Raw genomic sequence first — 23,237 nt, forward strand, 5'->3', positions numbered from 1 at the left:
TCACCCACCTTTACAGGCTGGCCGGCGCAAACGACGCTGGCAAAGCCTGAGCCTGACCGGTTTTTCCATGAACACCAGCCTCCGGTTTTATTAACGCAGATGCATCGCTTTTATCTACTTTCTGAGCGGCGTCCTCCAAACGATCCTCCAGAGCAAAAATGTGGCTAAACATGTCTAGCGCCTCATTTCCCTGCTTTTGGACAGCCAGTTCCTTAACCCGATTGATCGGATCATGCATCATCTGATTCAGCATACTCTTCGTCAAACGGCTTATCACTTTACGCTGCCGTTCATCCAGCTCGGGAAGCTTGTTATACAAGCTTTCCAGCGTATCCTGATGTATAGACTCCGATTTTTCCTGTAATGCACGAATCACCGGACGCACTCCCATCGTTTTCAACCATTGATAAAACTCGCTAAGCTCATCTTCAATCATATGCTCGATTTTTGCAGCTTCAGTACGACGCATTTCCAGATTGCTCTCCACGATCCCTTCCAGATCATCAATGTCATATAGGAAAACATTCTGCAATTCGCCAATAGCCGGGTCCAAATCGCGTGGAACCGCGATATCAATCATAAACAAAGGACGAGACTGACGACGTTTCATACTGGCTTCGACACGATTGCGATCCAGAATATACCCCTGAGCACCAGTCGAGCTAATCACAATATCCACATCCGCCAACCGATTCATGCCTTCCTCCATCGTAACTGGCGTTCCGTTAAACTTGGAGGCCAGATCCTCGGCGCGGGACAAAGTTCGATTTGCTACAATAACCTCGGCAGCTCCGCCGCTGTACAAATGCTTAACGGTAAGCTCGCTCATTTTACCGGCACCGAGGATCAGTACCTTTTTATCCGTAAACATCCCGAAAATCCGTTTGCCCAGCTCAACGGCTGCATAGCTAACAGATACGGCGCTTTCTCCAATAGACGTCTCCGAATGGGCACGCTTGCCCAATGTGACGGCCTGCTTAAACAACATATTAAACCACGTTGCTGTAATTTTTTGAGATTGAGCCTGAAGAAAAGCATTCTTTACCTGTCCCAAAATTTGTGTTTCTCCGATGACCATAGAATCCAGACCACAAGTCACACGGAACAAATGCCGAATTGCCTGCTCGTCCTCATATATATATAAATGTTGTGTAAACTGATCACGAGGAATACCAAACCATTGTTCCATAAAACTGCGTATAAAATAACCGCACATGTGAAGGCGGTCCACCACAACATATATTTCAGTCCGATTGCAGGTTGCGACAACTACGCCCTCCAACACACTTTTGGTAAGTTTGAGTTGTTCCAGCGCTTTTGGCAAATCCTGTTCTGCAAATGTAAACCGTTCTCTGACTTCCACAGGCGCCGTACGATAATTCAACCCAACAACGACGATGTGCATTGTAAAATTCACCTGCCTAAACTGTAATAAGAATACTCACTGTTATCATAAACTATGTTAATTATATCACAGAAGTCCGAATCCCCTTCGGCTGTTTTATGAATTGTTTATGAAAATTGGATGGCTTTCATAAACATCAAGCACGTTCTGTATGATTTAGTTTAGTGTAAACCACTTTTAAAACAAATAACCATGGAAATGTTCCATGGTTATGATATAGGACGCACACGGCTCCATAAAGGAGATTTACACCAACTCAGCCAGCTTGCACTCCGGGGATTCCACCTGAAGTTCTCCCAAGCCGCGAATCAGCTTCTTCGCATATGTTTTTTTCGGTTTTAGAACGGATACCAGGTAATCAATAGCTAACTGCGGATCAACAGTCTCACCGCAAGTATAACAATCAATAGCGGCAAACCCTCTCTCAGGATACGTATGAATAGAGAGATGACTCTCCGACAACAGTACAAGCACGGTAGCTCCCTGTGGTTCGAATTGCTTGGATTGAACGGACATCACCGTTGCTCCGCAAGCTTCAGCAGCTTCAACTAATTGAGCCTCCAGAAACTGCGCATCATTCAGTAATTCAAACTCAACACCCCAAGTATCTACGGCAACGTGTCTTCCGAAAGTTGAGTATTCCAATTCCATCTTTCGGTTCCCCCTTCCTAGGAATAAAATGTTTGAAAAAAATTTCATCCGCTAGGACCTACGTCATTCACTTCCCGAGGGATAACCTCTCGCAACATTCAATGTCCTGAGTGAATCCTGGTTCCTATATTCATTTTCAACGAGATTAAAAATAACATCTATGTGCAGCAAATGCAATCATTTTTTTGGAATAAAAAAGCCCCTTTCGGTAAAGAAAGGGACTACACTGTATAACAATTCATTCCATATATTCAGCCTCTTAAGCTTCCAGGGCAAATAATTTGGAGCAACTCATCCGAAGCTTGTGGTCAATCTGTTCCAGCTCAGAGAAAGTACGCGCCAGATTCCGCTCATCAAGTAACGAATTAATGAGATTGTATACATCTGCTATTTCCTTTTCGACGTTCTGATGTTGAAAAAGCTGTTGCAGCTCTTGCACTGTATTTCTATATTCAAACACCAGCCTGGAGCCTTCTGCATTCTTTTCCATAATTCTGCGAACCGCACCTTCATTATAAAAATACACCATAGTGAATCCTTGATACATGCGGTAAACAATACCTTCACCCTTAAAACGAACAAATAGTTGGCGTATAAACAGGGTTAGCTGTGGATGAACTAAGCGGCAAGTTAATTCACAGACAAACGCTCCCTCTTTGGCTTCAAAAAATAAATGAACTTCCTCACCTGCAATATGCTCCAGAACGATTTCCTGTCTTCCGTTATCCAGAACCTTAATGCGGTAATGCACCTGAGGATCATTCACTGCCTGTAAAAATTCGTCCATTTGGGTTTCTGACAAGGTCAAAGTGGTTTTTACATACTCTGTGGCTAACCGCTGTGCCATACCAATCTCCTCAATTCTTTCCTCAAACCTGTAGTGTAAGCTTTATGCTTTATTATACATCAGACCCGCAGCGCTTTCTTGCGCATCAAATCATAAATATCCGGCATTCATCGGAAATAAACGGAAAATAACGGAGTCGCAGCTGCATTATCCACCATATGCTCACTTTTATGCTTAAATCCCACGATTTCCTTTGTTTATTATATATTATTCCTACCCATTTAATGAGTTTAATGTTTTTAATCCAACATCACGAAAAAAAGGCGTCCTTCAGGACGCCCCTAACCTTACAATTCCGTCTGCTCTTCGTCGTCATTCTCGATATAGCTGGAGATGACCGACCACAGCTCTTCCTTGCCCATGCCTTCTTCGGATGAAAAGGGGATAAACAAACCCCCGGGAAGTATTCCGAGTTCCTGCTTGATTACCTTATAGTGCTTTTCTCGCCGTGTTTTAGGGATTTTATCTGCTTTTGTGCCTACAACACAGACCGGAAGCCCATTATGACGCAACCAGTCGTACATCATGATATCATCCTTGGACGGTGGGTGGCGCAAATCTACCATTTGAAGCACCAGTTTAAGCGGCTCACGTTCCAGCAAATAAGACTCAATCATCTGCCCCCAAGCCTTGCGAGACGTTTTGGATACCTTAGCATAACCGTAACCGGGAAAATCCACAAAATAGAGCTCATCATTGATCCGGTAATAATTGAGTTGCTGGGTTTTACCTGGCGTAGAACTGGTACGCGCCAAATTTTTACGGTTAATCATCCGATTAATCAGTGATGATTTTCCAACATTGGAGCGCCCCGCCAGAGCAATCTCTGGCAAAGCGTCCACAGGAAACTGATCCGGGCCAACCGCACTGATTATAAATTCTGCTTTTGTTACTTTCATTGTGTCTTTAATTCCTCTCTAATGTACCCTTGCCTGCTCAACCAAAGCATGCTTTAACACCTGATCCATATGGGCAACGGGGACAAATTCAACATCCTGCCGGATACTGTCGGGAATATCCTTCAAATCCCGTTCATTATCTTTGGGAAGCAGAATTTTTTTGTAGCCTGCCCGATGGGCAGCCAGCGACTTTTCTTTCAAACCGCCAATCGGCAATACGCGACCGCGCAAGGTAATTTCGCCCGTCATCGCTACATCCTTGGATACATGACGGTTGGTTAAAGCGGAAATTAATGCGGTAGCAATCGTAATTCCGGCAGATGGGCCATCCTTTGGTATCGCTCCCTCAGGAATATGAATGTGGATATCATTTTTCTCATAGAAGTCCAGTTCAATGCCCAGATCGACTGCCTTGGAACGAGTGTAGCTGAATGCCGCCTGCGCGGATTCTTTCATAACGTCTCCCAGTTTACCCGTAAGAATCAGTTTCCCGCTACCAGGCACGACCGTCACTTCAATCATCAGTGTTTCACCACCGACCTCGGTCCATGCCAAGCCTGTAACCGTACCGATCTGATCCTCCAGTTCTGCTACACCGTAACGGAATTTGGCGATACCCAAATAATCTTTCAAATTATCCGGTGTGATTTGAATCGGTCCTTCACCACCGGAAACAACTGACTTCGCTGCCTTGCGACACAGAGAAGCCATTTGCTGTTCAAGATTCCGCACACCGGATTCACGGGTATATTCGCGAATGACACGCAGCAGCGTATCCTCCCCAATAACCAATTGTTCCTCTCCCAAGCCATGCTCTCTCTTCTGCTTAGGCAATAGATATCGATTGGCGATTTCCAGCTTCTCCAGTTCGGTGTAGCCGGGAATATAGAGCGTCTCCATACGATCCATCAGCGGACGTGGGATATTATGTGCAGCATTGGCTGTCGTAACAAACATCACGTTGGACAGATCAAACGGCAACTCAACAAAATGGTCACTGAACGTGTTGTTTTGCTCAGGATCAAGCACTTCGAGCAACGCCGCCGATGGATCGCCTCGGAAATCGGAGGCCATTTTATCAATCTCATCCAGCAAAAAGACTGGATTAGATGTTCCTGCGGTCTTCATTCCCTGAATAATCCGCCCCGGCATCGCGCCAACATAGGTCCGGCGGTGACCACGGATTTCTGCTTCATCGCGCACACCACCGAGAGAGATGCGGACAAATTCCCGGCCCATGGATTTGGCAATCGAGCGAGCCAGTGAGGTCTTGCCGACCCCTGGCGGACCTACGAGACACAGAATGGGTCCCTTAATGGTCTTCACCAGTTTGCGCACGGCCAAATACTCCAACACCCGCTCCTTGGGCTTATCCAGCCCATAGTGGTCGTTATCGAGTATTTCTTCTGCTTTGACGATATCAAGATCATCATCGGTGAACTTGTTCCACGGCAAGCTTAACAGCCAATCGACGTAATTGCGGATGACACCACCCTCGGCAGAGCTTGCTGGCATTTTTTCCAGACGGTCAATTTCCTTTTCGACCTTCTCTTTCACCGGAACAGGCAACTCTCGTTCACTTAGCTGGTTGCGTAGTTCTTCAACTTCTCCTGCGCGACCTTCCTTCTCACCAAGTTCCTTCTGAATCGCCTTCATTTGTTCACGCAGATAATACTCCTTCTGCGTCTTTTCCATCTGCTTTTTCACACGCTGGTTGATTTTACGTTCCAGTTCCAGCACTTCACGTTCATTGTTCAAAATATCTAGGAGCTTCTCCAGACGCTGAGTTACGTCGATCGTCTCCAATATATCCTGCTTTTCCTTAATTTTGAGCGTCAAATGGCTTGTGATTACATCAGCCAGTCGCCCTGGCTCCTCAATATCAGATACCGCAGCGAGAGTCTCCGGTGTTACCTTTTTGGACAAATTGATATAATGCTCGAACTGAGTTAATACAGTGCGCATAAGCGCATCCGTTTCAGGCTGTACGTTTTCTGCCTCGTGCAGTTCCTTCGCCATTACCTCATAATATTCTTCATTGTCCGTATATTGAATAATCTCAGCGCGTTCCAGCCCTTCCACCAATACTCGAATGGTTCCGTTGGGAAGCTTGAGCATTTGGCGTACTTTGGCTACCGTGCCGACTCGAAAAATATCCTCTTGTGTGGGTTCTTCAATATTAACTTCTGATTGAGAACACAGGAGAATCAAATTGTCTTCAACCATCGCTTTTTCCAAAGCCTTGACCGATTTTTCCCGGCCCACATCGAGATGCAGAACCATGCTCGGGTAAACCAGAAGTCCTCTTAAAGGCAGCAAAGGAAAACGACGACCTTTTGTCTTGGTGGGTCCCATCGCTTTCGCACCTCCAGTGATTCTCAGGTTCCGGATTTTACAATCCTCACGTTGCTATCTTTCATATTTTATCAAATGTTTTATAAAAAAACCAATGAAAGACTAGTTCATTAGCAAGATCCTGTATCTGAAATCGTCCCATTATGTGTTCCATCCGCCTGTAACAAGGAGGATTGAGATGGGCGAAAAGTCTCAATTGGCGCATGTACAGGCGCATCCGTGGTCATCTCTTCTCCAAACACATGACGGAACACTTCGGTAACCGACTGTACAGGGATGACTTTTAGTCCCTCAATGCTGTCAAATAGAGCTTGCCAGTTATCCTGCGGAATGATCACTTTTTTGGCACCAGCCTGAAAAGCAGCTTCGACCTTGGCTAATACGCCGCCAATCGGCTTGACTCGACCATGGATGCTAATCTCGCCAGTCATGGCAATCTCATGATCCACCGGAATTCCCCGCATCGCGGAGGCAATAGCTGTCGCCATCGCAATCCCTGCCGACGGACCATCTACTGGCGTCCCCCCTGGAAAATTGATATGCAGATCGTAATTGGACGGAGACAAACCGAGCGTACGCAAAACAGTCAGAACATTTTCCACAGAGCCTTTAGCCATGCTCTTACGACGCAGTGTACGGGAGTTACCTCCGATTTCTTCTTCATCCACAACACCCGTAATATTATAGCTTCCATTTCCTTCAGGAACCGGAACCGCAGTAACCTCAATTTCCAGCAGCATGCCCATGTTCGGACCGTATACAGCTAATCCGTTAACGAATCCAATTTGTGGCAAGCCCGGTATTTTTCGATCAGGACGGGGTTGAATTTGGCTGCTACCCGCTACCCACTCTACATCCGAAGCATCGAGTCGTTCCCTTTTCTCGGTAAGCGCCAAACCAGCAGCAAGCTGGATCATATTGACTGCCTCCCGGCCGTTGGTCGCGTAACGCTGTACAACCTCGACTGCCTCTGGACAAGGACCAAAGCCCAACTTGTGTACAGCATCTTCAGCAATACGAGCAATCTCCTGAGGTTGCAAGGCACGGAAATAAATTTCCATACACCGGGATCGAATAGCAGGTGGCAGCTCATGCGGCGAACGGGTCGTCGCACCTACCAAACGGAAATCCGCAGGCAAACCATTTTGGAAAATATCGTGAATGTAAGCAGGCGTATGCGAGTCTTCTGAATTGTAATATGCACTTTCCAAAAATACCTTCCGATCCTCCAGCACTTTCAACAGCTTATTCATCTGCGTTGGATGCAGCTCGCCAATCTCATCAATGAACAGCATCCCTCCATGAGCCTTCGTTACAGCTCCGGGTTTAGGTTGAGGGATACCCGCTACACCCATCGCTCCTGCCCCTTGATAGATTGGATCATGTACTGAACCAATTAACGGGTCCGCAATACCACGTTCGTCAAAACGGGCCGTTGTGGCATCAATCTCCGTGAATTTAGCATCCCCCTTGAACGGGGAGGACTGATTCTTCTTAGCCTCTTCCAGTACCACACGTGCTGCAGCCGTTTTCCCTACACCAGGAGGGCCATAAATAATGACATGCTGCGGATTTGCACTGCATAACGCCGCTTTGAGCGCTCGCAGACCGTCCTTCTGACCGACGATATCCTGTAACGTGGCAGGTCGCGTGCGTTCAGCCAGCGGCTTAGTAAGTGAAATAGAGCGCAATTTGCGCAACTTATCCAATTCCTTCCTAGATTCCCGATCCACCGCACTACGGTTCGTTTTCTGGCTCCGCAGAAGATTCCAGAAATACAGACCAATGACAATCCCGAAAAACATTTGCACCAATAACAATATCATAGTCAAGTCCATCGTATTTCCTCCGTTTCTCATCTCAGCAATTTGAAAATGCTGTTCTATGAAAGACAGTATTTCCTTTTCCACGAGAGCTAAACGGCTGTCTTTCAAAAGATCAGAGAGAAATACAAAAACGCCGCGAAAAACAGTTCTGTAGCAGAGCTGCTCTCCACGGCGCTTATACAATGACCATAGTTTATGATTATACCTGTTTTAAAATAACCGCTTTTGCCTACACCTTCTCGGCAGTGTGACGCTCTTCACGTCCCGGTATTTTACCTGTTTCCTCATAAGCCTTGACGATGATATCAATTTCTTTTTTCAATTCGTCAACCATTTCAGCCTCAGGGACTTTACGAATCATCTTTCCATAACGGAACAATAGACCTTCTCCACGTGCTCCGGCAATTCCGATATCAGCTTCCTTCGCTTCACCCGGACCGTTAACTGCACACCCCAGTACGGATACTTTAATCGGCACCTTGAGTTTTGCAATGTAATCCTCTACTTCGTTCGCAATAGAGAACAGATCAATATCCAGACGCCCGCAAGTCGGACAAGAAATCAATGTAGCTGCATTCGTGATCAACCCAAACGTTTTGAGCAACTCCCGTGCTACCTTCACTTCTTCGACTGGATCGGCACTTAGCGAGATACGCATGGTGGATCCGATACCAGCTGCCAACAGTGCTCCCATACCCGCTGCGCTTTTAACCGTTCCAGTAAAGAGTGTACCGGCTTCGGTGATGCCCAAATGGAGGGGATACTTAATAATTTCAGCTGCCTTCGTGTAAGCCGCAATCGCCATTGGAACGTCAGAAGCCTTCAGTGATACGATAATATCATGGAAATCAAGCTCTTCGAGTATCCCGATATGGTACAGTGCACTTTCTACCATCGCTTCTGGCGTCGGGTAGCCATACTTATCCAGTAAATGCTGTTCCAATGATCCGGCGTTCACACCAATCCGAATCGGAATCCCTTTTTCTTTACACGCCTTAACGACTGCTTCCACTTTTTCACGTCGTCCAATGTTCCCTGGGTTAATACGAACCTTGTCAATCCCATTTTCAATCGCCAGTAGAGCCAGCTTGTGATTAAAGTGAATATCTGCAACCAGCGGAATATGAATCCGCTTCTTAATTTCCTTAATAGCTGCGGCAGCTTCCTCATTGTTGACGGTAACCCGCACTATCTGACATCCGGCTTCTTCCAAGCGTAGAATCTCAGCTACTGTAGCTTCCACATCTGCCGTTTTGGTTGTACACATGCTTTGGATGATGACTTCATTGCTGCCGCCAATCGTCAGATTCCCGACTTTAACGGGACGTGTGTCTTGTCTTAAGAACATGTACTTTTCTCTCCCATTAACGCCAAACCTCCACCCCATAAAACCTCATACGGGTTTAGTGAAGTGGAGATCGGGCTTCTCATATTGTAGAGATCGCGAAGTATCAATCCTTAGGCGCTCTCTTCTTGTTTTTTATCCTTATCTGTACCACCGAGTTCCGGTGCGATTTTGTCTTTTACTACCTGCTCGTTGATGACGCAAGTCGTCACATCATCACGGGAAGGAACTTCGTACATAACGTCGAGCATAATACCTTCGATGATTGCACGAAGGCCACGGGCACCCGTGTTACGCTTGATCGCCTCACGAGCAATGGCTTCCAGAGCATCTTGCTTAAACTCCAGCTGCACATTGTCCAGTTCCAGCATCTTCTGATATTGCTTGGTCAAGGCATTTTTTGGTTCAGACAAAATACGAACCAATGTCTTCTCATCAAGCGGCTCCAGCGTAGAAATAACTGGCAAACGTCCTACGAATTCCGGAATCAGACCGAATTTCAGCAGATCCTCTGGCAATACCATGGAGGTATATTCGCCTGGTTTTAGATCTTTTTGTTCACTAGTCGCGTTAAAGCCGATGACCTTCTTACCGATACGACGTTTGATCATTTGCTCCAGACCATCAAAGGCACCACCGCAAATGAACAGGATATTCGTGGTATCAATTTGAATGAATTCTTGATGTGGATGCTTGCGACCACCTTGCGGAGGTACAGAAGCAACTGTGCCTTCCAAAATTTTAAGCAACGCTTGCTGTACACCTTCACCCGATACGTCACGCGTAATGGACGGGTTTTCGGATTTGCGGGCTACTTTATCAATTTCGTCAATGTAGATAATGCCGCGCTCGGCTTTTTCTACATCATAATCGGCAGCTTGAATCAGTTTCAGCAAAATGTTTTCAACGTCTTCACCCACATAACCCGCTTCCGTAAGGGAAGTGGCATCTGCGATAGCAAATGGGACGTTCAAAATTTTAGCCATGGTTTGCGCAAGTAACGTTTTACCCGAACCTGTAGGTCCAAGCATCAGAATGTTACTTTTTTGCAATTCCACATCATCAATTTTGTTTTGTGTATTAATACGTTTGTAGTGATTATATACCGCAACAGACAATGATTTTTTCGCTTGATCCTGACCAATAACATATTGGTCCAGAATTTCACGGATTTGCATTGGTTTTGGAATGTCTTTCAGATCTACTTCTTCTTCATGACCCAATTCTTCCTCCACAATTTCCGTGCACAACTCGATGCATTCGTCACATATATATACGCCCGGTCCGGCAACAAGCTTGCGAACCTGATCCTGAGATTTACCGCAGAAAGAACATTTTAATTGTCCTTTTTCATCATTAAATTTAAACATAGAGCCACCCCTTTACAGATTAATCGGTTTAGACAGCACCTGGTCAATGATACCGTATGCTTTCGCCTCTTCCGCTTCCATGAAGAAATCCCGGTCAGTATCACGTTCGATTTTTTCGAGGGGCTGACCTGTACGCTCCACATAGATTTGATTCAGCTTGGCACGTGTTTTGATAATCCAGTCCGCATGAATCAGCATGTCGGAGGCTTGCCCCTGAATGCCGCCGAGCGGCTGGTGAATCATAACTTCACTATTGGTAAGTGCATATCTCTTGCCTGGTGCACCGGCTGTGAGCAATAAAGAGCCCATACTAGCAGCCATACCTACACAAATCGTCGATACATCCGGCTTAATGAATTGCATTGTATCATATATACCCATGCCTGCAGTAACAGAACCGCCTGGCGAGTTAATGTACAAATTAATGTCCTTCTCCGGGTCTTCCGCAGAAAGGAACAATAGCTGTGCAATGACGAGATTGGCGACATCGTCATCAATCGGGCCACTTAGGAAAATGATGCGATCCTTAAGCAACCGCGAGTAAATATCGTAAGATCGTTCTCCTCGATTCGTTTGTTCCACAACCATAGGGACGAGACTCATCACGACCAACCTCTTTTCTTTATTAAAATGAACACCTGTATTCATCCGCTTCCTTAAGTCCCATTAAAACGGAAGCGGCAATCATGAAACGTGAACACCTTACAAAATATTTTAACATGTTCAGAGTCTCGTGTCATATTTGCCTGTGCTCATATATAAAATGCAGGCTATTTACAGACGTCCTGCCGAGACCTTCTCATATTTAACCATGTTTCGTATGTATGTGCAAATGTACGGTAGTGACTTATGTAAAACAGAAAACACCATTCACAGCGCTTTCCATAAACGACTAAAATTTGGATTGTCTAAGGTAAAAATAAGGCACGTAACTTTCACTACGTGCCTTATCCTTATCTAATTACTACGTTGCAGCCTGTTACAGCATACACCGTATATTTTATCGTTTAAATTACTCAGCAGCTGCAGCTGGCGCTTCAACTTCTTTGCTGTTTTCAACCAGCAAAGCGATTGTTTTGCGCAGTGAGATCTCTTCTTTCAAGTTAGCGAACGAGCCGTTACTTTCCAGAATGCTGCGGATCTCTTCTACAGAACGTTTGTAAGCATCAGCCATGTTTTGCAGCTCTTCATTAATTTCCGCTTCGGAAACTTCGATGTTTTCTGCTTTAGCCACTTGCTCCAGCACGAGGTTGTTGCGTACGCGCTTCTCAGCATCAGCTTTCATTTGCTCTTCCAGGTCTTCTTTGCTTTGACCGGAGAAGCCGAGGAACATTTCAAGATTCATGCCTTGGCTGCGCAGACGGTTGTCGAAATCGCGAACCATGTTTTGCACTTCACTCTTAACCATTGCCTCAGGAATGTCGATTGTTGCATTTTCAGCAACTTTCTCCACTACAGCGCCCTCACGAGCTGCTTTAGCTTCGTTTTCTTTGCGTTCCAGCAATTGCTTTTTCAAGTCTTCCTTGAATTCAGCAAGTGTGTCAAATTCACTTACATCTTTAGCAAATTCATCGTCCAATTCAGGAAGAACTTTGCGTTTCAGTTCATGAACTTTCACTTTAAATACAGCTTGTTTACCAGCGAGGTCAGCAGAATGGTAGTTCTCAGGGAACGTTACTTCAACGTCCTTGGAATCACCAGTGTGCAAACCAATCACTTGATCTTCAAAGCCAGGGATGAAGGTATTGGAACCCAGTTCCAGAGAATACTTCTCAGCTTGTCCACCTTCGAACTGTACACCGTCTACGGAACCGTCGAAGTCAATGATAGCTGTATCGCCGGATTGAGCAGCATCTTCATCAACGACAACCAATTCAGCATGACGTTGTTGCAGGCGCTCCAGCTCTTGAGCCAGTTCTTCGTCGCTTACTTCGATTTTGCTTACAGGCACTTCTACGCCTTTGTAATCGCCCAAAGTTACTTCAGGTTTAACAGTAACTTTTGCTTTGAATTTGAAAGTTTCGCCTTTAGCAAATTGATCAATTTCAACATCTGGGCTATCTACTGGGAAGATGTCTGTTTGCTCTACAGCTTGGCTGTATGCTTCTGGCAACAGGAAGTCAATTGCATCCTGGTACAGACTTTCAATGCCATAACGTTTTTCAAAGATAGGACGTGGCACTTTACCTTTACGGAATCCTGGTACGCTTACTTGTTTAACCACTTTATTAAAAGCTTTGTCGAGTGCAGCGGCTACACGATCCGCGTCTACCTCAACTTCAAGAACCCCAAGGTTCTTCTCTATTTTCTCCCAAGTTGCTTTCATTTTATGCTTTCCCCTCCAACAAAATCTTCACTTAGTTTTCATTACAATCAACGCACACAAAATAACCACTATAGTATATCTAACATTACTGTCTTTTTCAAGAGCAGCCCTTGAATGCTTTAACAGGTAAACGTTTCCGGTCATTAAGGAGTGTTCATTCCCGCCGCTACGAATAATCGCATCGACCGATATGCTTGCTCAAAACGGAAGCGCAGTGCATCTGTAATGCCATATATAGCGCGGGTTTCTTCTTCATTATTGTTCCCGTTCAAACTTTCCGAAACGGTCTGATGGAGTGCTGCTGCCCAAATATCCGGCATTCCGTCCTCTTCTACCAACATTGATCTATAATCTTTCGTACCGTACACGGCCATCACAAACTGTGACCACAGCTCCTGTGCAAAATAGAATAGTGTGGGCTCATGCACTTCAGTCTGGTCGGCTACCCGTTCCAAAATACGCATAATCGCCTCTGGAAACTCATCAGGCTGTAACGGAACCGTTTCAATATCGATTTCCGTCTGTTCATCACCCCGTCTGATTTCTATCGTTCCTTCCATTCCGCGGCGTCTCAATGTCTGTAGAACACGGAATTGAAGAAGAGGATGGATTTCCCGTTCAGTAATCCAGCGAAGCAAAGCATCGTCGATCTCCGGCAGTTCCAAGTAGGATAGCTGTTCCAAAGCTAGAATCGTCTGTTCGGATAACGGTTGATCCATAGCCATCTGCAAAAGCTTGTTACCGTAGCCTGCATTCTGTTCCTGCTTAAAACGTGCATGACGGCGAGCCAACTCAACTTCACTGACTTCGTCTTCTTCCACATTGTCCGTTACCGCTCCGCTGTCAGCATACTGTGGAAATGCAGCTTCCAACCATTGTGATAGAGCGTTCCATTCATCGTATTGTTTCTGCTCCTGTCCCTGACACTGCATCAAAAAGCGCAGCATCGCCATCGCCTCTCCGTAACGTTCGTTTTCAAGCATCACCGTAAGTTGAATTTGATAGTAGTCCAGTGTCTTCGGAAACAATACGATATTATTTTCTTTTGTCGTCACCTTGGAGTCCTTTATTTTCAAGGCACCCCCTCTCCTCCGCAAGCTAAAGTATTTGTAGATTATATGAGAAACAGCAGCCGAAGTTCAACCACTCGTCTTCAACATATTCACCTGTATTCTAACATACCCTTTTATAAGGCAAAAAAAACGATGTGTAGTCTGAATTTATGTGGTGTAGAGCCCAAATAAACGATAAATGCAAAATAAGACTTGAATCTTTTCCATCCATATGATATATTAATATTCGCTTGAATTTTATGTCCCAGTAGCTCAGCTGGATAGAGCAACGGCCTTCTAAGCCGTCGGTCGGGGGTTCGAATCCCTCCTGGGACGTATAGCCGAAGCTTCCTATTTAGGAAGCTTTTTTTATTTTCCAGCGAAATAGGACCCACCGTGAACGTTGGAGCCCAGCATCGTATTACAACCTATTTTAATGTAGAAAAGGCTGTTTCCGTAGCGCTGTTCGAGCGCTTGTCTGGGACAGCCTTTTAATCGAGGATATACCCATTACACCGCTTGACTGCGTGGAGTAGTAAGGAGTTTAATCAAATGAAATTAATATCTTGGAATGTAAATGGCTTAAGAGCCTGTGTAACCAAAGGATTCTATACTTATCTAAAAGAAACGAATGCCGATATTTTTTGCGTACAGGAAACGAAGCTTCAAGAAGGACAAATCCTCATGGAGAACATGGAGGAATACATGCAATACTGGAATTATGCTGAGAAAAAAGGGTATTCTGGCACAGCTATTTTCACCAAAATCAAGCCGCTCTCTGTGCATTATGGACTCGAAGAAAATGAAGAACCGGAGGGTCGAACCCTTACGCTGGAATTTGAAAAATTTTATCTTGTCAATGTGTACACACCGAATACCAAACGGGATTTATCCCGATTGCCATACAGGCTCGAATGGGAAGACCGTTTTCGCAACTATCTGCAACAACTAGACACTCTGAAGCCTGTCATCATTTGCGGAGACTTGAACGTGGCTCATCAGGAGATCGATCTCAAAAATGCCAAAGCCAACTACGGAAATGCTGGCTTCACGCCCGAGGAACGAGACCGCATGTCACAGCTGCTCAACGCTGGATTTATAGACACCTTCAGATATTTTTATCCTGATCGAACGGATGTTTATTCCTGGTGGTCCTATATGCCAAAGGTGAGAGAACGGAATATCGGCTGGCGGATTGATTACTTCCTCGTCTCAGAGCGGCTTCGTCCGCTTTTAATAGATGCGAGTATTGATTGCCATATTACAGGCAGTGACCACTGCCCTGTTATATTAGATTTGCAAGATATTTCCGCGTAATTCCGCACTAATACAAGAAATTAGGGTCTTAAAAAGCCGTCATGCTCTATTTTGCAGCATGACGGCTTAAATGAATTAAAGCAATCTCTCCAGATGCACCTCGATACGAGAAACCAGCCGGTCTCTCACATCCTGAGCCTCTTTTGGGTCTAATACAGCCTGGTTTATTGTCTTCTGTTCCTCATTGCTATAATGCAGTATATACTGTTTCACTATGCAGTCCGGCGCGTAAGTATCCATGCGACTTGTATTATAATACGTCACCTGGCAGCTTCCGAGAAAGCAGAAGGTTAACTCACCTGTAGCTGTGAACAGCCAGCCTGGCAACTTGGGCTCCAGCTTCAAGGTAAGCCCCCTAGAATCATAGCCAAATGGCTGCCCGCCTGTCATCATCCATAGCCACATATGAATAAATTCTGCCGTTGATCCACTCAGCCTCGCAATATAGCCCGTTCCATGCAAACTTGCATCAGGATTAGCACTGCTAGCAATAAAGGAACTGTTTTCCAGCGTACTTCTTCCATAGATCGCAGCGTCCATAAAAGGGGGTAGCGCTTTTTGGATGTCTGCAAAAAATTCAGTGTATAGACCCACCTTTAAACACTCAAGTAAATATTTATATTCCATATGCATAAATATCGATTCATTTTCCAGCCACCCTGGCGTGAAAGCTCTGGAACGGCCCAGTTCAAACGGCTGTCCCGCCAGACTCTCATTCACCTTATACATACCCAGCTTTTTGTCGTAAAGCTCGCTCTGTCTGATAAGTCGATACAGCTTCCTCCCATTTACAATGTCGCCAGTTACTTTCATAGCCCGGGTTGGTCCTTCCAGGAAGAACGGTATATCCTTGCGTTTAAAGGAATGTATATTTACAAACACCCCCCCGTTCTCATCCTGCTGTACCTCGAATTCTTTGGCTTCATAATAAAAGAAGGTTGGGTATATCCCCTTTCCTATACGCAGAGCCTTATCCATTCCCTCTTGAATCTTACGTTCAGCCCGCTGCAAAAACTCCAGTACATCAGCAAACGACAATGCTGCTTCTGTCCCTTCAAATCCAAAGCGAACCGTTTCACGGTATGCTTCTCTAGCATCCGAAATCCGTGACCAGAAGCCATGATCGTCACTACCATTCCCAGGCTCCGCATCATTAAAATCGTGGTAGTACTCTTCAACTGCGAGCCCTAATTCTTGGATCAACCTGGCTACCTCTAGCGGTAGCCTCAGCACAAAGTCTGCCGAAAGCTTCATCTGTGCATGTATTAAAAATCTTACGAGTCGCTGTAACTCGCATAGCTCACTAAAGCCCGAAGCAAACAGCCCCGGAAGTCCGTTCATGGAATCATTCCATCCTGGTTTCCCCGCCTCCATCTCAATTCCCAAGCCTTCTGGGTCTAATGTAGACAGCTTGATGGCAGCCAAGGATAGCAGCTTCTCGTATAAATTGGACTTGTAAATCTCTCCGTTGCCTCGTCCGGTTCGAACCCAGTGAACATCGCGAGTCCGCATGTGAAGTTGAGCTTTCTTCTCCTTGCTTTCTACAACCGCTCCGTACTGACGAATACGTCCGTCCTTCATCTGCACGTATTTGTTTCGGCGCGGCTGTACCCATGCCGGACTGTCGTAATACATGTACTCCCTGGTCGAGAGCAAGAGTTCTTCTTGTTTGTCTGGAAAGATACTCAAATAGCTTTCGATTAGATCCATATTATAAGTCCAATGGTCGATCCAGAAGCCTTCACCAAAATCAGCCTCATAGCATTGTTCGGAATGCTTGAGGGCTTCGATCACAAATGTCTCTACCGTTTGCTTTAGTCCAATATTGTCATGAATGATGTGCTGAATCAGCTCGCCCGGGGTAAATGATGATTGAAAAAAAGTACACAAAGACGAATGGGCCGCCACTTCCACCTGTTCCAGCAACGGTTCGAGCTCTCGTATTTGAAAGCTACAGCCTTTTACAACAAGCGGGTTATAGCCGTCCGGCTGAATCAGGCTCATAAACAAACGAATATTAAAATCTCCGACGCCCGGGTTAAACCACACATCATTTCTCCGATTCTGGTTCGCATCGCGGAAATTACCATTTCCTTGCGAATAATACCCCGCCTGGAGTTTGAAAAAATTATAGTCTCGTTCCAAGTCTCCATGCTTGCGCGAAAATACATGATACACAAAGGGTTGCTCCGTGCCATTGTCCAGCAATAATGGATAACCCCCACGTAGCAGATTATCCAGATAGCTTTGACGGCAGTATTCGTCAAACAATGGAATGGATGTCTGCGTGGCCATTCCATCTGTCAACTCTTCGATTAACGTTCTAGCTTCCTCCGCCTTTTGATCGATATAAGACATCGTTGCAATTTCTGTAATCCGTTCATTGATCAATTGAATATCATCCACATGCCCGATGACCGAACAATGATTTACAGCTGTACCTGCCGCCAATCGTGCCGCATAACCGCTAAACCCACAAGGCACTTTATTCGTCGTCACTGGCTGCTGTGAAATCAGGTCTTCGACACGTGTATGGATAAAGCAGTCAGGGAAGGTCAGGGACGTATTTTCACCAAATATAATGGATGGATCGACAATGGGACGTACTAGTCTGGCCTTGCCATCCTGCTCCACAAAGCTATACATAAAATGTCCCGCCTCAATCTGATGGACCTCACTTGTATCCACTGTACTTCCACGTACCTTATAGTAAGGTATGCTGTTATTGAGGTTATACACATCCATCCAGCTTTTCAGTGTATATCCAAGCTCCTTGTAAGCCGTATTGTCAATACCGAAGGGCAGCACAGCCGGCATGCCGTCCAGCACCTCCAGCTCAAGTTCTTGATCGGAATGATTGACAATCTCAACCTTGCGCACCAAAGCAGCGTAGCTTTCATGAGGAAGCGTAAAATATTGCACACGCACCTCCAGCCCTATATCTGGATGAGAGCTATTGATTTCCAGCATATGGCGGGATATTAACATTTTTTGTTGCTCATGCTCCAAAGGACGCACAGCCGAAAACGGCTCCATATAGCTCCACTCATCCTGCCTTTTTACCTTTAAAAAGGTACGGAAGCCGTGGATCGGTACGAGACTATAGCTGCGGTTAGCCGGAAAAAATTCCATGATCGCTCCATTTTTATCCTCCACACCAAAGCTCGCAATTCCTTGTCCACGATTAACATAATACGCCCACAGGGGAATTCCCTGAACACCAGCAATGCCGGGCAAGAAACTGGAAAAGGGCTTGGCATGCGCAAAATTTTCAATCACAAAACGTCCTTGATTGTCAAAATAATACGGCTGCATCGTATCCCCCTTTTCTGTTTAAAACCCGTTCTTTGCCATCATTTGCTTGAACCATAGCGCACTTTGTTTGGGAGTCCGTTCCTGCGTCTCGTAATTGATATGCACAATGCCAAAACGCTTGCTGTAGCCCCAGGCCCATTCAAAGTTATCAAGGAAAGACCAGACAAAATACCCCTTGAGCTGACCTCCCTCTTCAATGAAGCGATGACAGGCCTTTAAATGCTCTTCAATATAGCGCTGACGCCCGGTATCCTCAATCTGTCCATTTACCACTTCATCCCTCATCGCTGCTCCATTTTCCGTAATCAGAATGGGCAAGCCCTTGCTAAAATCCTTCTCAATCCGTGTCAGCAGCTTATAAAAAGATTCAGGGTGAATCTCCCATCCCATGTCCGTTACTGGCTCCTCCATGTGAACCTGCTCTACTTGCAGCAACGAAGCGTCGTTCGTTGATCGAATGATGCTGCGGGAATAATAGTTAATGCCCAAAAAATCCCCCGGTTGCTGAATCAGCTCCATATCACCAGGCTGTACAAAATCCAATCCATTCAGATACGTTCCGTACCATTCCACCATATCTTCAGGATACTTTCCGTTAAACAATGGCTCCGCAAACCAACGATTAATAAAGCCATCTCTTCTGATGGCAGCAGCCACGTCCTCGGGTCGCTCGGAAGCCGCATCCACATGTTCCATGTTCAACGTAATGCCAATCTTACCCGTTAACCCTTTCTCCTTGTGCAAATTGCTGGCAATCCCATGACACATCAGAATATGATGGGCGGCAGCAAAAGCTTCCCTCCAGTTCTCATGGCCAGGGGCATGCTCTCCTGTACCATAGCCCAAAATAGAGGCGCAATAAGGCTCATTTATCGTATTCCACCAGTTTATCCGCTCGCCGAATCGATCCATGATTACAGAGGCATACGTTTTAAAATGTTGGATAGTCTCTCGCTGTGTCCATCCACCCTCGTCCTCAATCCACTGCGGTAGATCCCAATGATACAGCGTCAGCATCGGGATCAGTCCAGCCAACTCAATCTCATCCAGCAGATGCTCGTAGAAGAGCACCCCCTCTTCGTTAATAATGCCAGGCGCGGGCATAATACGTGACCAAGCTACAGAAAAACGATAATGTAAAAAACCAAGCTGTTTCATTAATTGCACGTCTTCTTTAAAGTGGTGAAAATGATCACATGCTACATCTCCACAGTCCCCTCCGATTACCTTCCCGGGGACTTGACAAAAAGTATCCCAAATGGAGGGCGTTCTGCCGCCCTCATCTGTACCCCCTTCAATTTGATAAGAAGAGGTTGAAGTTCCCCACATAAACGTGGCAGGAAATATAAAGGTATTCTCGCTCATACTCGGTACCGTCCTTTCAGGAATCAAGACTTCACAGCTCCAGCCATTGCACCGCCGACAATAAAGCGCTGGAGGAAAATATACAAAATAACCAGCGGTAGTGTAACAATCAAGATACCGCAAGCAAGCAGCGGCCAGTTGTTCATGTATTGTCCATAGAAAGAGAACAGTCCCTTGGTCACTGGCTGATAGGCGGGATCAGACAAATAAATGGTAGGACCTATAATGTCGTTCCATGCACCAATGGCTGTCAAAATGATGCCTGTCGCCAACACGGGCTTCATCAGTGGTACAAGAATCGTGAACAAATAACGTGAATAACCGCATCCGTCCATTGCAGCCGCTTCATCCAGCTCTCGGGAGACAGACTTGATATACCCCACAAACATCAGGAAAGCGATGCCGGTACCTGTCGTTTTCAGCAAAATAAAACCAAGCTGTGTATTGTACAGTCCCAGACTATTAATAAGGGCAAATTGCGGAATTAGCGGATTGGGGAGATACATGGAAATCAGGAAAAACACATAAAAGAAGGTGCTGAACTTAACATATCCCCGTGCTAGCGGAAAGGCGGCAAACACGGATATAATCAGGGTTAATAACGTAGAAACTCCTGTATACAAAATACTGTTCCACATATATTGAGAGAAATTCCCTTTATCCCAAGCATCCATGAAATTCTCCAAACGCAGACCCTTGGCTAACGCTACAGGATCCATCAAATACTCGCTTTGCGTCTTCATCGATACATTAAAAAGGTAGAAAAGCGGGAGTACATATAACGAAAGCATGAGCAGTACGATGGTGTAGCTCACTATTTTGGTTCCTTTGCTACTGCTCATTACATTTCCACCTCTCTTCTGCGCAAGTAATAAAGTGCAATCATTGATACCGTAAACACGAATACAAACTGGATCATCGCAACTGCGGAAGCAAGACCATAATCTGATGTCCCGGAGCCAAAGGCTGTGGCATATACATCAAATGCAAGTGTCGTCGTGTTGAATTTACCCCCTGTCAGCACATAAATAATGTCAAAGGTTTGCAAGGCGCCGATAATGGATAGCAGCATATTGACGGTAAAGGACGGTGCAATCATTGGAAAGGTAATATTTTTGAACGCTTTCCATCCAGAAGCGCCGTCCATATATCCCGCTTCATATAAGTCACTAGGAATGGATTGGAGTCCAGCTAAGAAAATAGTCATCGAGTAACCCATGTACATCCAAATTTGCACAAAAATGACCAATTCAAATGCAATATCATAATCCCCAAAGAAGTTGGAGCTGGTTCCAAAAAAGTTCAGCAATGCTTGCGCAGGACCGCCAAGCGGATTGGCAAGCAACTGCCAGATCAGACCGGATACCGTTACCCCGAGCACAACGGGCAGAAAAAATACAGAGCGATATAACACATCACCTTTGAGCTTTTTATTAATAAGGATAGCCATGAATAGCCCAACTGCGTTTTGGATCACAACCACCGCTACGGCAAAATATAAGGAACGGCCAATGGAAGCAATACGATCTCCAGAATCGGAGGAGGTGAAAAAGGTCGTGTAATTCTCAAATCCGATAAAATTCCACGTCTGTCCCGGAACCCCGGTAGCATCTGTAAAGGAAAAAAGCACGGTTACCATAGAGGGTCCAAAACCAAGAAGCAAATAGAGCAGCACCGGAATACTCAGCAGAAGATAGGGCATTATCCGGGCTGCACCCTTTCCAAAGGGATACATGGGTCTCACACCTTTTCACATTATTATGGGAGCTTTGCAGTTACCATTGTGTTCATGTAAAATCTATGGATTATTTAGGGGCTGCCGCATCCCAGTCTGCTTGAGATTTCTGCGCAAGCTCCAAAGGCGTTTTTAACGGACCGGCAGGCGCCAAAAATTCCGCATGTACACTGGCTTCCTTAATGTACTGTCCAACATTCTTACGATTGATAAACAGCTGATCCCAAGAGAGCTTGAAGTTTTCCAGTGAAGGCTGGATTTCATTAACGAAATCGCTGCTTATCTTCACATCAGACTGTGTTGGCAAAAATCCAGCAGCATTCACAAAATCCGTGTAGTTCTGTTTCTCAGAGAGCATTTCAAGCCATTTGATCGCATACTCCTTGTTTGGTGACTTTTCTAGTACCATCCAGGTCATATCATACTTGCCTGCCAGGTTTTTATTTTTGGCGGGGTCGTTACTGCCCGGAATCGGGAAATAACCAAATTTCAGCTCTGGATTGGCTGTCTGAATCGTAGTTGCATCCCACGTACCATCCGCAATCATCGCTACACGCCCGGAAGCAAATAAGCTTGGCAAGGTTCCATAGTCAATTCCCATAAATCCACCAATGGCGTTGTTCATCAAAATTTGTGTTTTTTCCAGCACCTCAAGCTGGACAGGATCAGTCAGTTTGGTCTTGCCTGTCCACAGCCCTTTGATATATTCCAGCTGATCATCATGGATAGAGGCTTGAAGTCCTTGGACTGCAAGATTAATAGGCCATACATCCTTACCGCCGAAACCAATCGGTTCCACGCCGTTATCCTTGAGCACCTTCATAACATTCACCAGTTCGTCCCATGTCGTGGGCACAGCAAGATTATATTTTTCAAAAATCTCTTTGTTGTAAAACAGACCTGTCAGTGCTACCTTACCCATGTTTACACCGTATACCTTGTCGTTATAGGTCATGGCATTTTTGACATCTGTAGGATTATAGTTTTTGATAAAAGCTTGATCTGACAGATCTGCAATGAGTCCTCCCTCGATCCACTGCTTCCACATCGGATCAGCAGCTCCCTTAGACCATTCCTGCGGTGCGCCTACGAAGCTGAATTTCAGAGGAATAATGTCTGCATCACCGGTTGAACCCGCATTCATACGCGTTTGCATCAGTTGATCATAAGTGGAATCAGCAGGAACCGTCGTATACTCCACCTGAACATCAGGATACTTCTCTTCAAACTTTTTATTAAATTCCTTTATATAGTTATTAATATTCTCCTGCTGCCAATGAATAATTTTTAACGTGACCTTTTTATTCCCGTTCTGCCCAGCTTCGTTACCTTTACCGCAAGCGGCTAATACCACGATTAAAGCGGTTACAACAAGTAAAGAAAAACACTTTTTTAGCATTGCAAAATTCCCCCTGTAATCTTAGAATAA

17 protein-coding genes and 1 tRNA gene are annotated in these 23,237 nt (G+C 45.4%); 2 read left to right on the top strand and 16 right to left on the bottom strand.

The window, feature by feature from the left end:
* Positions 1 to 10 precede the first annotated feature (10 nt).
* The 11 genes from hemA to ACH59B_RS19205 form a co-directional block, all read right to left on the bottom strand.
* Entirely contained in the window at positions 11 to 1,405 is a 1,395-nt protein-coding gene (hemA, locus tag ACH59B_RS19155) for a glutamyl-tRNA reductase (protein ID WP_016818411.1), read from the bottom strand.
* 246 nt (positions 1,406 to 1,651) lie between these two features.
* Positions 1,652 to 2,050 carry an adenosylmethionine decarboxylase gene (speD, locus tag ACH59B_RS19160; RefSeq protein ID WP_025365654.1) on the bottom strand — a complete coding sequence of 133 codons (399 nt, stop codon included), beginning with the start codon at positions 2,048 to 2,050 and terminating at the stop codon, positions 1,652 to 1,654.
* Between the two features lie 265 nt (positions 2,051 to 2,315).
* Positions 2,316 to 2,903 (bottom strand): hypothetical protein, encoded by a 588-nt coding sequence (locus tag ACH59B_RS19165; RefSeq protein ID WP_039276198.1) that lies wholly within the window; start codon positions 2,901 to 2,903, stop codon positions 2,316 to 2,318.
* A 287-nt stretch (positions 2,904 to 3,190) separates the two neighbouring features.
* The gene (gene yihA, locus ACH59B_RS19170; RefSeq protein WP_013372691.1) at positions 3,191 to 3,802 is read right to left on the bottom strand and encodes a ribosome biogenesis GTP-binding protein YihA/YsxC; all 612 of its coding nucleotides are present in this window, start codon (positions 3,800 to 3,802) and stop codon (positions 3,191 to 3,193) included.
* Positions 3,803 to 3,820: 18 nt separating this feature from the next.
* Complete coding sequence (lon, locus tag ACH59B_RS19175) at positions 3,821 to 6,157, bottom strand: endopeptidase La (protein ID WP_016818409.1); 2,337 nt, start codon at positions 6,155 to 6,157, stop codon at positions 3,821 to 3,823.
* Positions 6,158 to 6,267: 110 nt separating this feature from the next.
* Complete coding sequence (gene lonB, locus ACH59B_RS19180) at positions 6,268 to 7,995, bottom strand: ATP-dependent protease LonB (protein WP_123797562.1); 1,728 nt, start codon at positions 7,993 to 7,995, stop codon at positions 6,268 to 6,270.
* A gap of 217 nt (positions 7,996 to 8,212) precedes the next feature.
* Positions 8,213 to 9,331: a flavodoxin-dependent (E)-4-hydroxy-3-methylbut-2-enyl-diphosphate synthase gene (gene ispG / locus ACH59B_RS19185; RefSeq protein WP_017427410.1), complete on the bottom strand. Its 1,119-nt coding sequence runs from the start codon at positions 9,329 to 9,331 to the stop codon at positions 8,213 to 8,215.
* Between the two features lie 110 nt (positions 9,332 to 9,441).
* A complete protein-coding gene (gene clpX, locus ACH59B_RS19190) occupies positions 9,442 to 10,698 on the bottom strand; it encodes an ATP-dependent protease ATP-binding subunit ClpX (protein WP_013372695.1) in 1,257 nt (418 codons plus the stop codon).
* Positions 10,699 to 10,710: 12 nt separating this feature from the next.
* Positions 10,711 to 11,301: an ATP-dependent Clp endopeptidase proteolytic subunit ClpP gene (gene clpP, locus ACH59B_RS19195; protein ID WP_016324659.1), complete on the bottom strand. Its 591-nt coding sequence runs from the start codon at positions 11,299 to 11,301 to the stop codon at positions 10,711 to 10,713.
* Positions 11,302 to 11,710: 409 nt separating this feature from the next.
* Entirely contained in the window at positions 11,711 to 13,024 is a 1,314-nt protein-coding gene (tig, locus tag ACH59B_RS19200) for a trigger factor (protein ID WP_017427409.1), read from the bottom strand.
* A 143-nt stretch (positions 13,025 to 13,167) separates the two neighbouring features.
* On the bottom strand, positions 13,168 to 14,100 hold the full coding sequence (locus tag ACH59B_RS19205) for a hypothetical protein (protein WP_123797563.1): 933 nt from the start codon (positions 14,098 to 14,100) through the stop codon (positions 13,168 to 13,170).
* A gap of 238 nt (positions 14,101 to 14,338) precedes the next feature.
* Here ACH59B_RS19205 and ACH59B_RS19210 point away from each other — a divergent pair.
* Positions 14,339 to 14,412: transfer RNA gene (locus ACH59B_RS19210), tRNA-Arg, on the top strand.
* A gap of 216 nt (positions 14,413 to 14,628) precedes the next feature.
* Entirely contained in the window at positions 14,629 to 15,393 is a 765-nt protein-coding gene (locus ACH59B_RS19215) for an exodeoxyribonuclease III (RefSeq protein ID WP_016818629.1), read from the top strand.
* A 75-nt stretch (positions 15,394 to 15,468) separates the two neighbouring features.
* Here ACH59B_RS19215 and ACH59B_RS19220 read toward each other — a convergent pair whose 3' ends face one another.
* From ACH59B_RS19220 to ACH59B_RS19240, 5 genes are all read right to left on the bottom strand, one after another.
* The gene (locus tag ACH59B_RS19220; RefSeq protein WP_123797564.1) at positions 15,469 to 18,708 is read right to left on the bottom strand and encodes a cellobiose phosphorylase; all 3,240 of its coding nucleotides are present in this window, start codon (positions 18,706 to 18,708) and stop codon (positions 15,469 to 15,471) included.
* A gap of 18 nt (positions 18,709 to 18,726) precedes the next feature.
* Positions 18,727 to 20,073, bottom strand: coding sequence for a GH1 family beta-glucosidase (locus ACH59B_RS19225; protein ID WP_167440923.1), 1,347 nt, complete (start codon positions 20,071 to 20,073; stop codon positions 18,727 to 18,729).
* Between the two features lie 23 nt (positions 20,074 to 20,096).
* Positions 20,097 to 20,915 (bottom strand): carbohydrate ABC transporter permease, encoded by an 819-nt coding sequence (locus ACH59B_RS19230; RefSeq protein WP_017427404.1) that lies wholly within the window; start codon positions 20,913 to 20,915, stop codon positions 20,097 to 20,099.
* Complete coding sequence (locus ACH59B_RS19235) at positions 20,915 to 21,808, bottom strand: carbohydrate ABC transporter permease (RefSeq protein WP_016818625.1); 894 nt, start codon at positions 21,806 to 21,808, stop codon at positions 20,915 to 20,917. The genes ACH59B_RS19230 and ACH59B_RS19235 overlap by 1 nt, the downstream gene beginning before the upstream one ends.
* Before the next feature lie 70 nt (positions 21,809 to 21,878).
* Positions 21,879 to 23,207 carry an ABC transporter substrate-binding protein gene (locus tag ACH59B_RS19240; protein WP_017427402.1) on the bottom strand — a complete coding sequence of 443 codons (1,329 nt, stop codon included), beginning with the start codon at positions 23,205 to 23,207 and terminating at the stop codon, positions 21,879 to 21,881.
* Between the last annotated feature and the right edge of the window lie 30 nt (positions 23,208 to 23,237).

It is taken from the genome of Paenibacillus sp. DP01 (assembly GCF_044784315.1).
GTDB classification, from domain to species: domain Bacteria; phylum Bacillota; class Bacilli; order Paenibacillales; family Paenibacillaceae; genus Paenibacillus; species Paenibacillus polymyxa.

Excerpts from the sequence above, each read along its gene's own strand:
- hemA (WP_016818411.1), bottom strand. The coding sequence starts at position 1,405 with ATGCACATCGTCGTTGTTGGGTTGAATTATCGTACGGCGCCTGTGGAA.
- ACH59B_RS19165 (WP_039276198.1), bottom strand. The coding sequence starts at position 2,903 with ATGGCACAGCGGTTAGCCACAGAGTATGTAAAAACCACTTTGACCTTG.
- yihA (WP_013372691.1), bottom strand. The coding sequence starts at position 3,802 with ATGAAAGTAACAAAAGCAGAATTTATAATCAGTGCGGTTGGCCCGGAT.
- lon (WP_016818409.1), bottom strand. The coding sequence starts at position 6,157 with ATGGGACCCACCAAGACAAAAGGTCGTCGTTTTCCTTTGCTGCCTTTA.
- lonB (WP_123797562.1), bottom strand. The coding sequence starts at position 7,995 with ATGGACTTGACTATGATATTGTTATTGGTGCAAATGTTTTTCGGGATT.
- ispG (WP_017427410.1), bottom strand. The coding sequence starts at position 9,331 with ATGTTCTTAAGACAAGACACACGTCCCGTTAAAGTCGGGAATCTGACG.
- clpX (WP_013372695.1), bottom strand. The coding sequence starts at position 10,698 with ATGTTTAAATTTAATGATGAAAAAGGACAATTAAAATGTTCTTTCTGC.
- clpP (WP_016324659.1), bottom strand. The coding sequence starts at position 11,301 with ATGAGTCTCGTCCCTATGGTTGTGGAACAAACGAATCGAGGAGAACGA.
- tig (WP_017427409.1), bottom strand. The coding sequence starts at position 13,024 with ATGAAAGCAACTTGGGAGAAAATAGAGAAGAACCTTGGGGTTCTTGAA.
- ACH59B_RS19215 (WP_016818629.1), top strand. The coding sequence starts at position 14,629 with ATGAAATTAATATCTTGGAATGTAAATGGCTTAAGAGCCTGTGTAACC.
- ACH59B_RS19220 (WP_123797564.1), bottom strand. The coding sequence starts at position 18,708 with ATGCAGCCGTATTATTTTGACAATCAAGGACGTTTTGTGATTGAAAAT.
- ACH59B_RS19225 (WP_167440923.1), bottom strand. The coding sequence starts at position 20,073 with ATGAGCGAGAATACCTTTATATTTCCTGCCACGTTTATGTGGGGAACT.
- ACH59B_RS19230 (WP_017427404.1), bottom strand. The coding sequence starts at position 20,915 with ATGAGCAGTAGCAAAGGAACCAAAATAGTGAGCTACACCATCGTACTG.
- ACH59B_RS19235 (WP_016818625.1), bottom strand. The coding sequence starts at position 21,808 with ATGTATCCCTTTGGAAAGGGTGCAGCCCGGATAATGCCCTATCTTCTG.
- ACH59B_RS19240 (WP_017427402.1), bottom strand. The coding sequence starts at position 23,207 with ATGCTAAAAAAGTGTTTTTCTTTACTTGTTGTAACCGCTTTAATCGTG.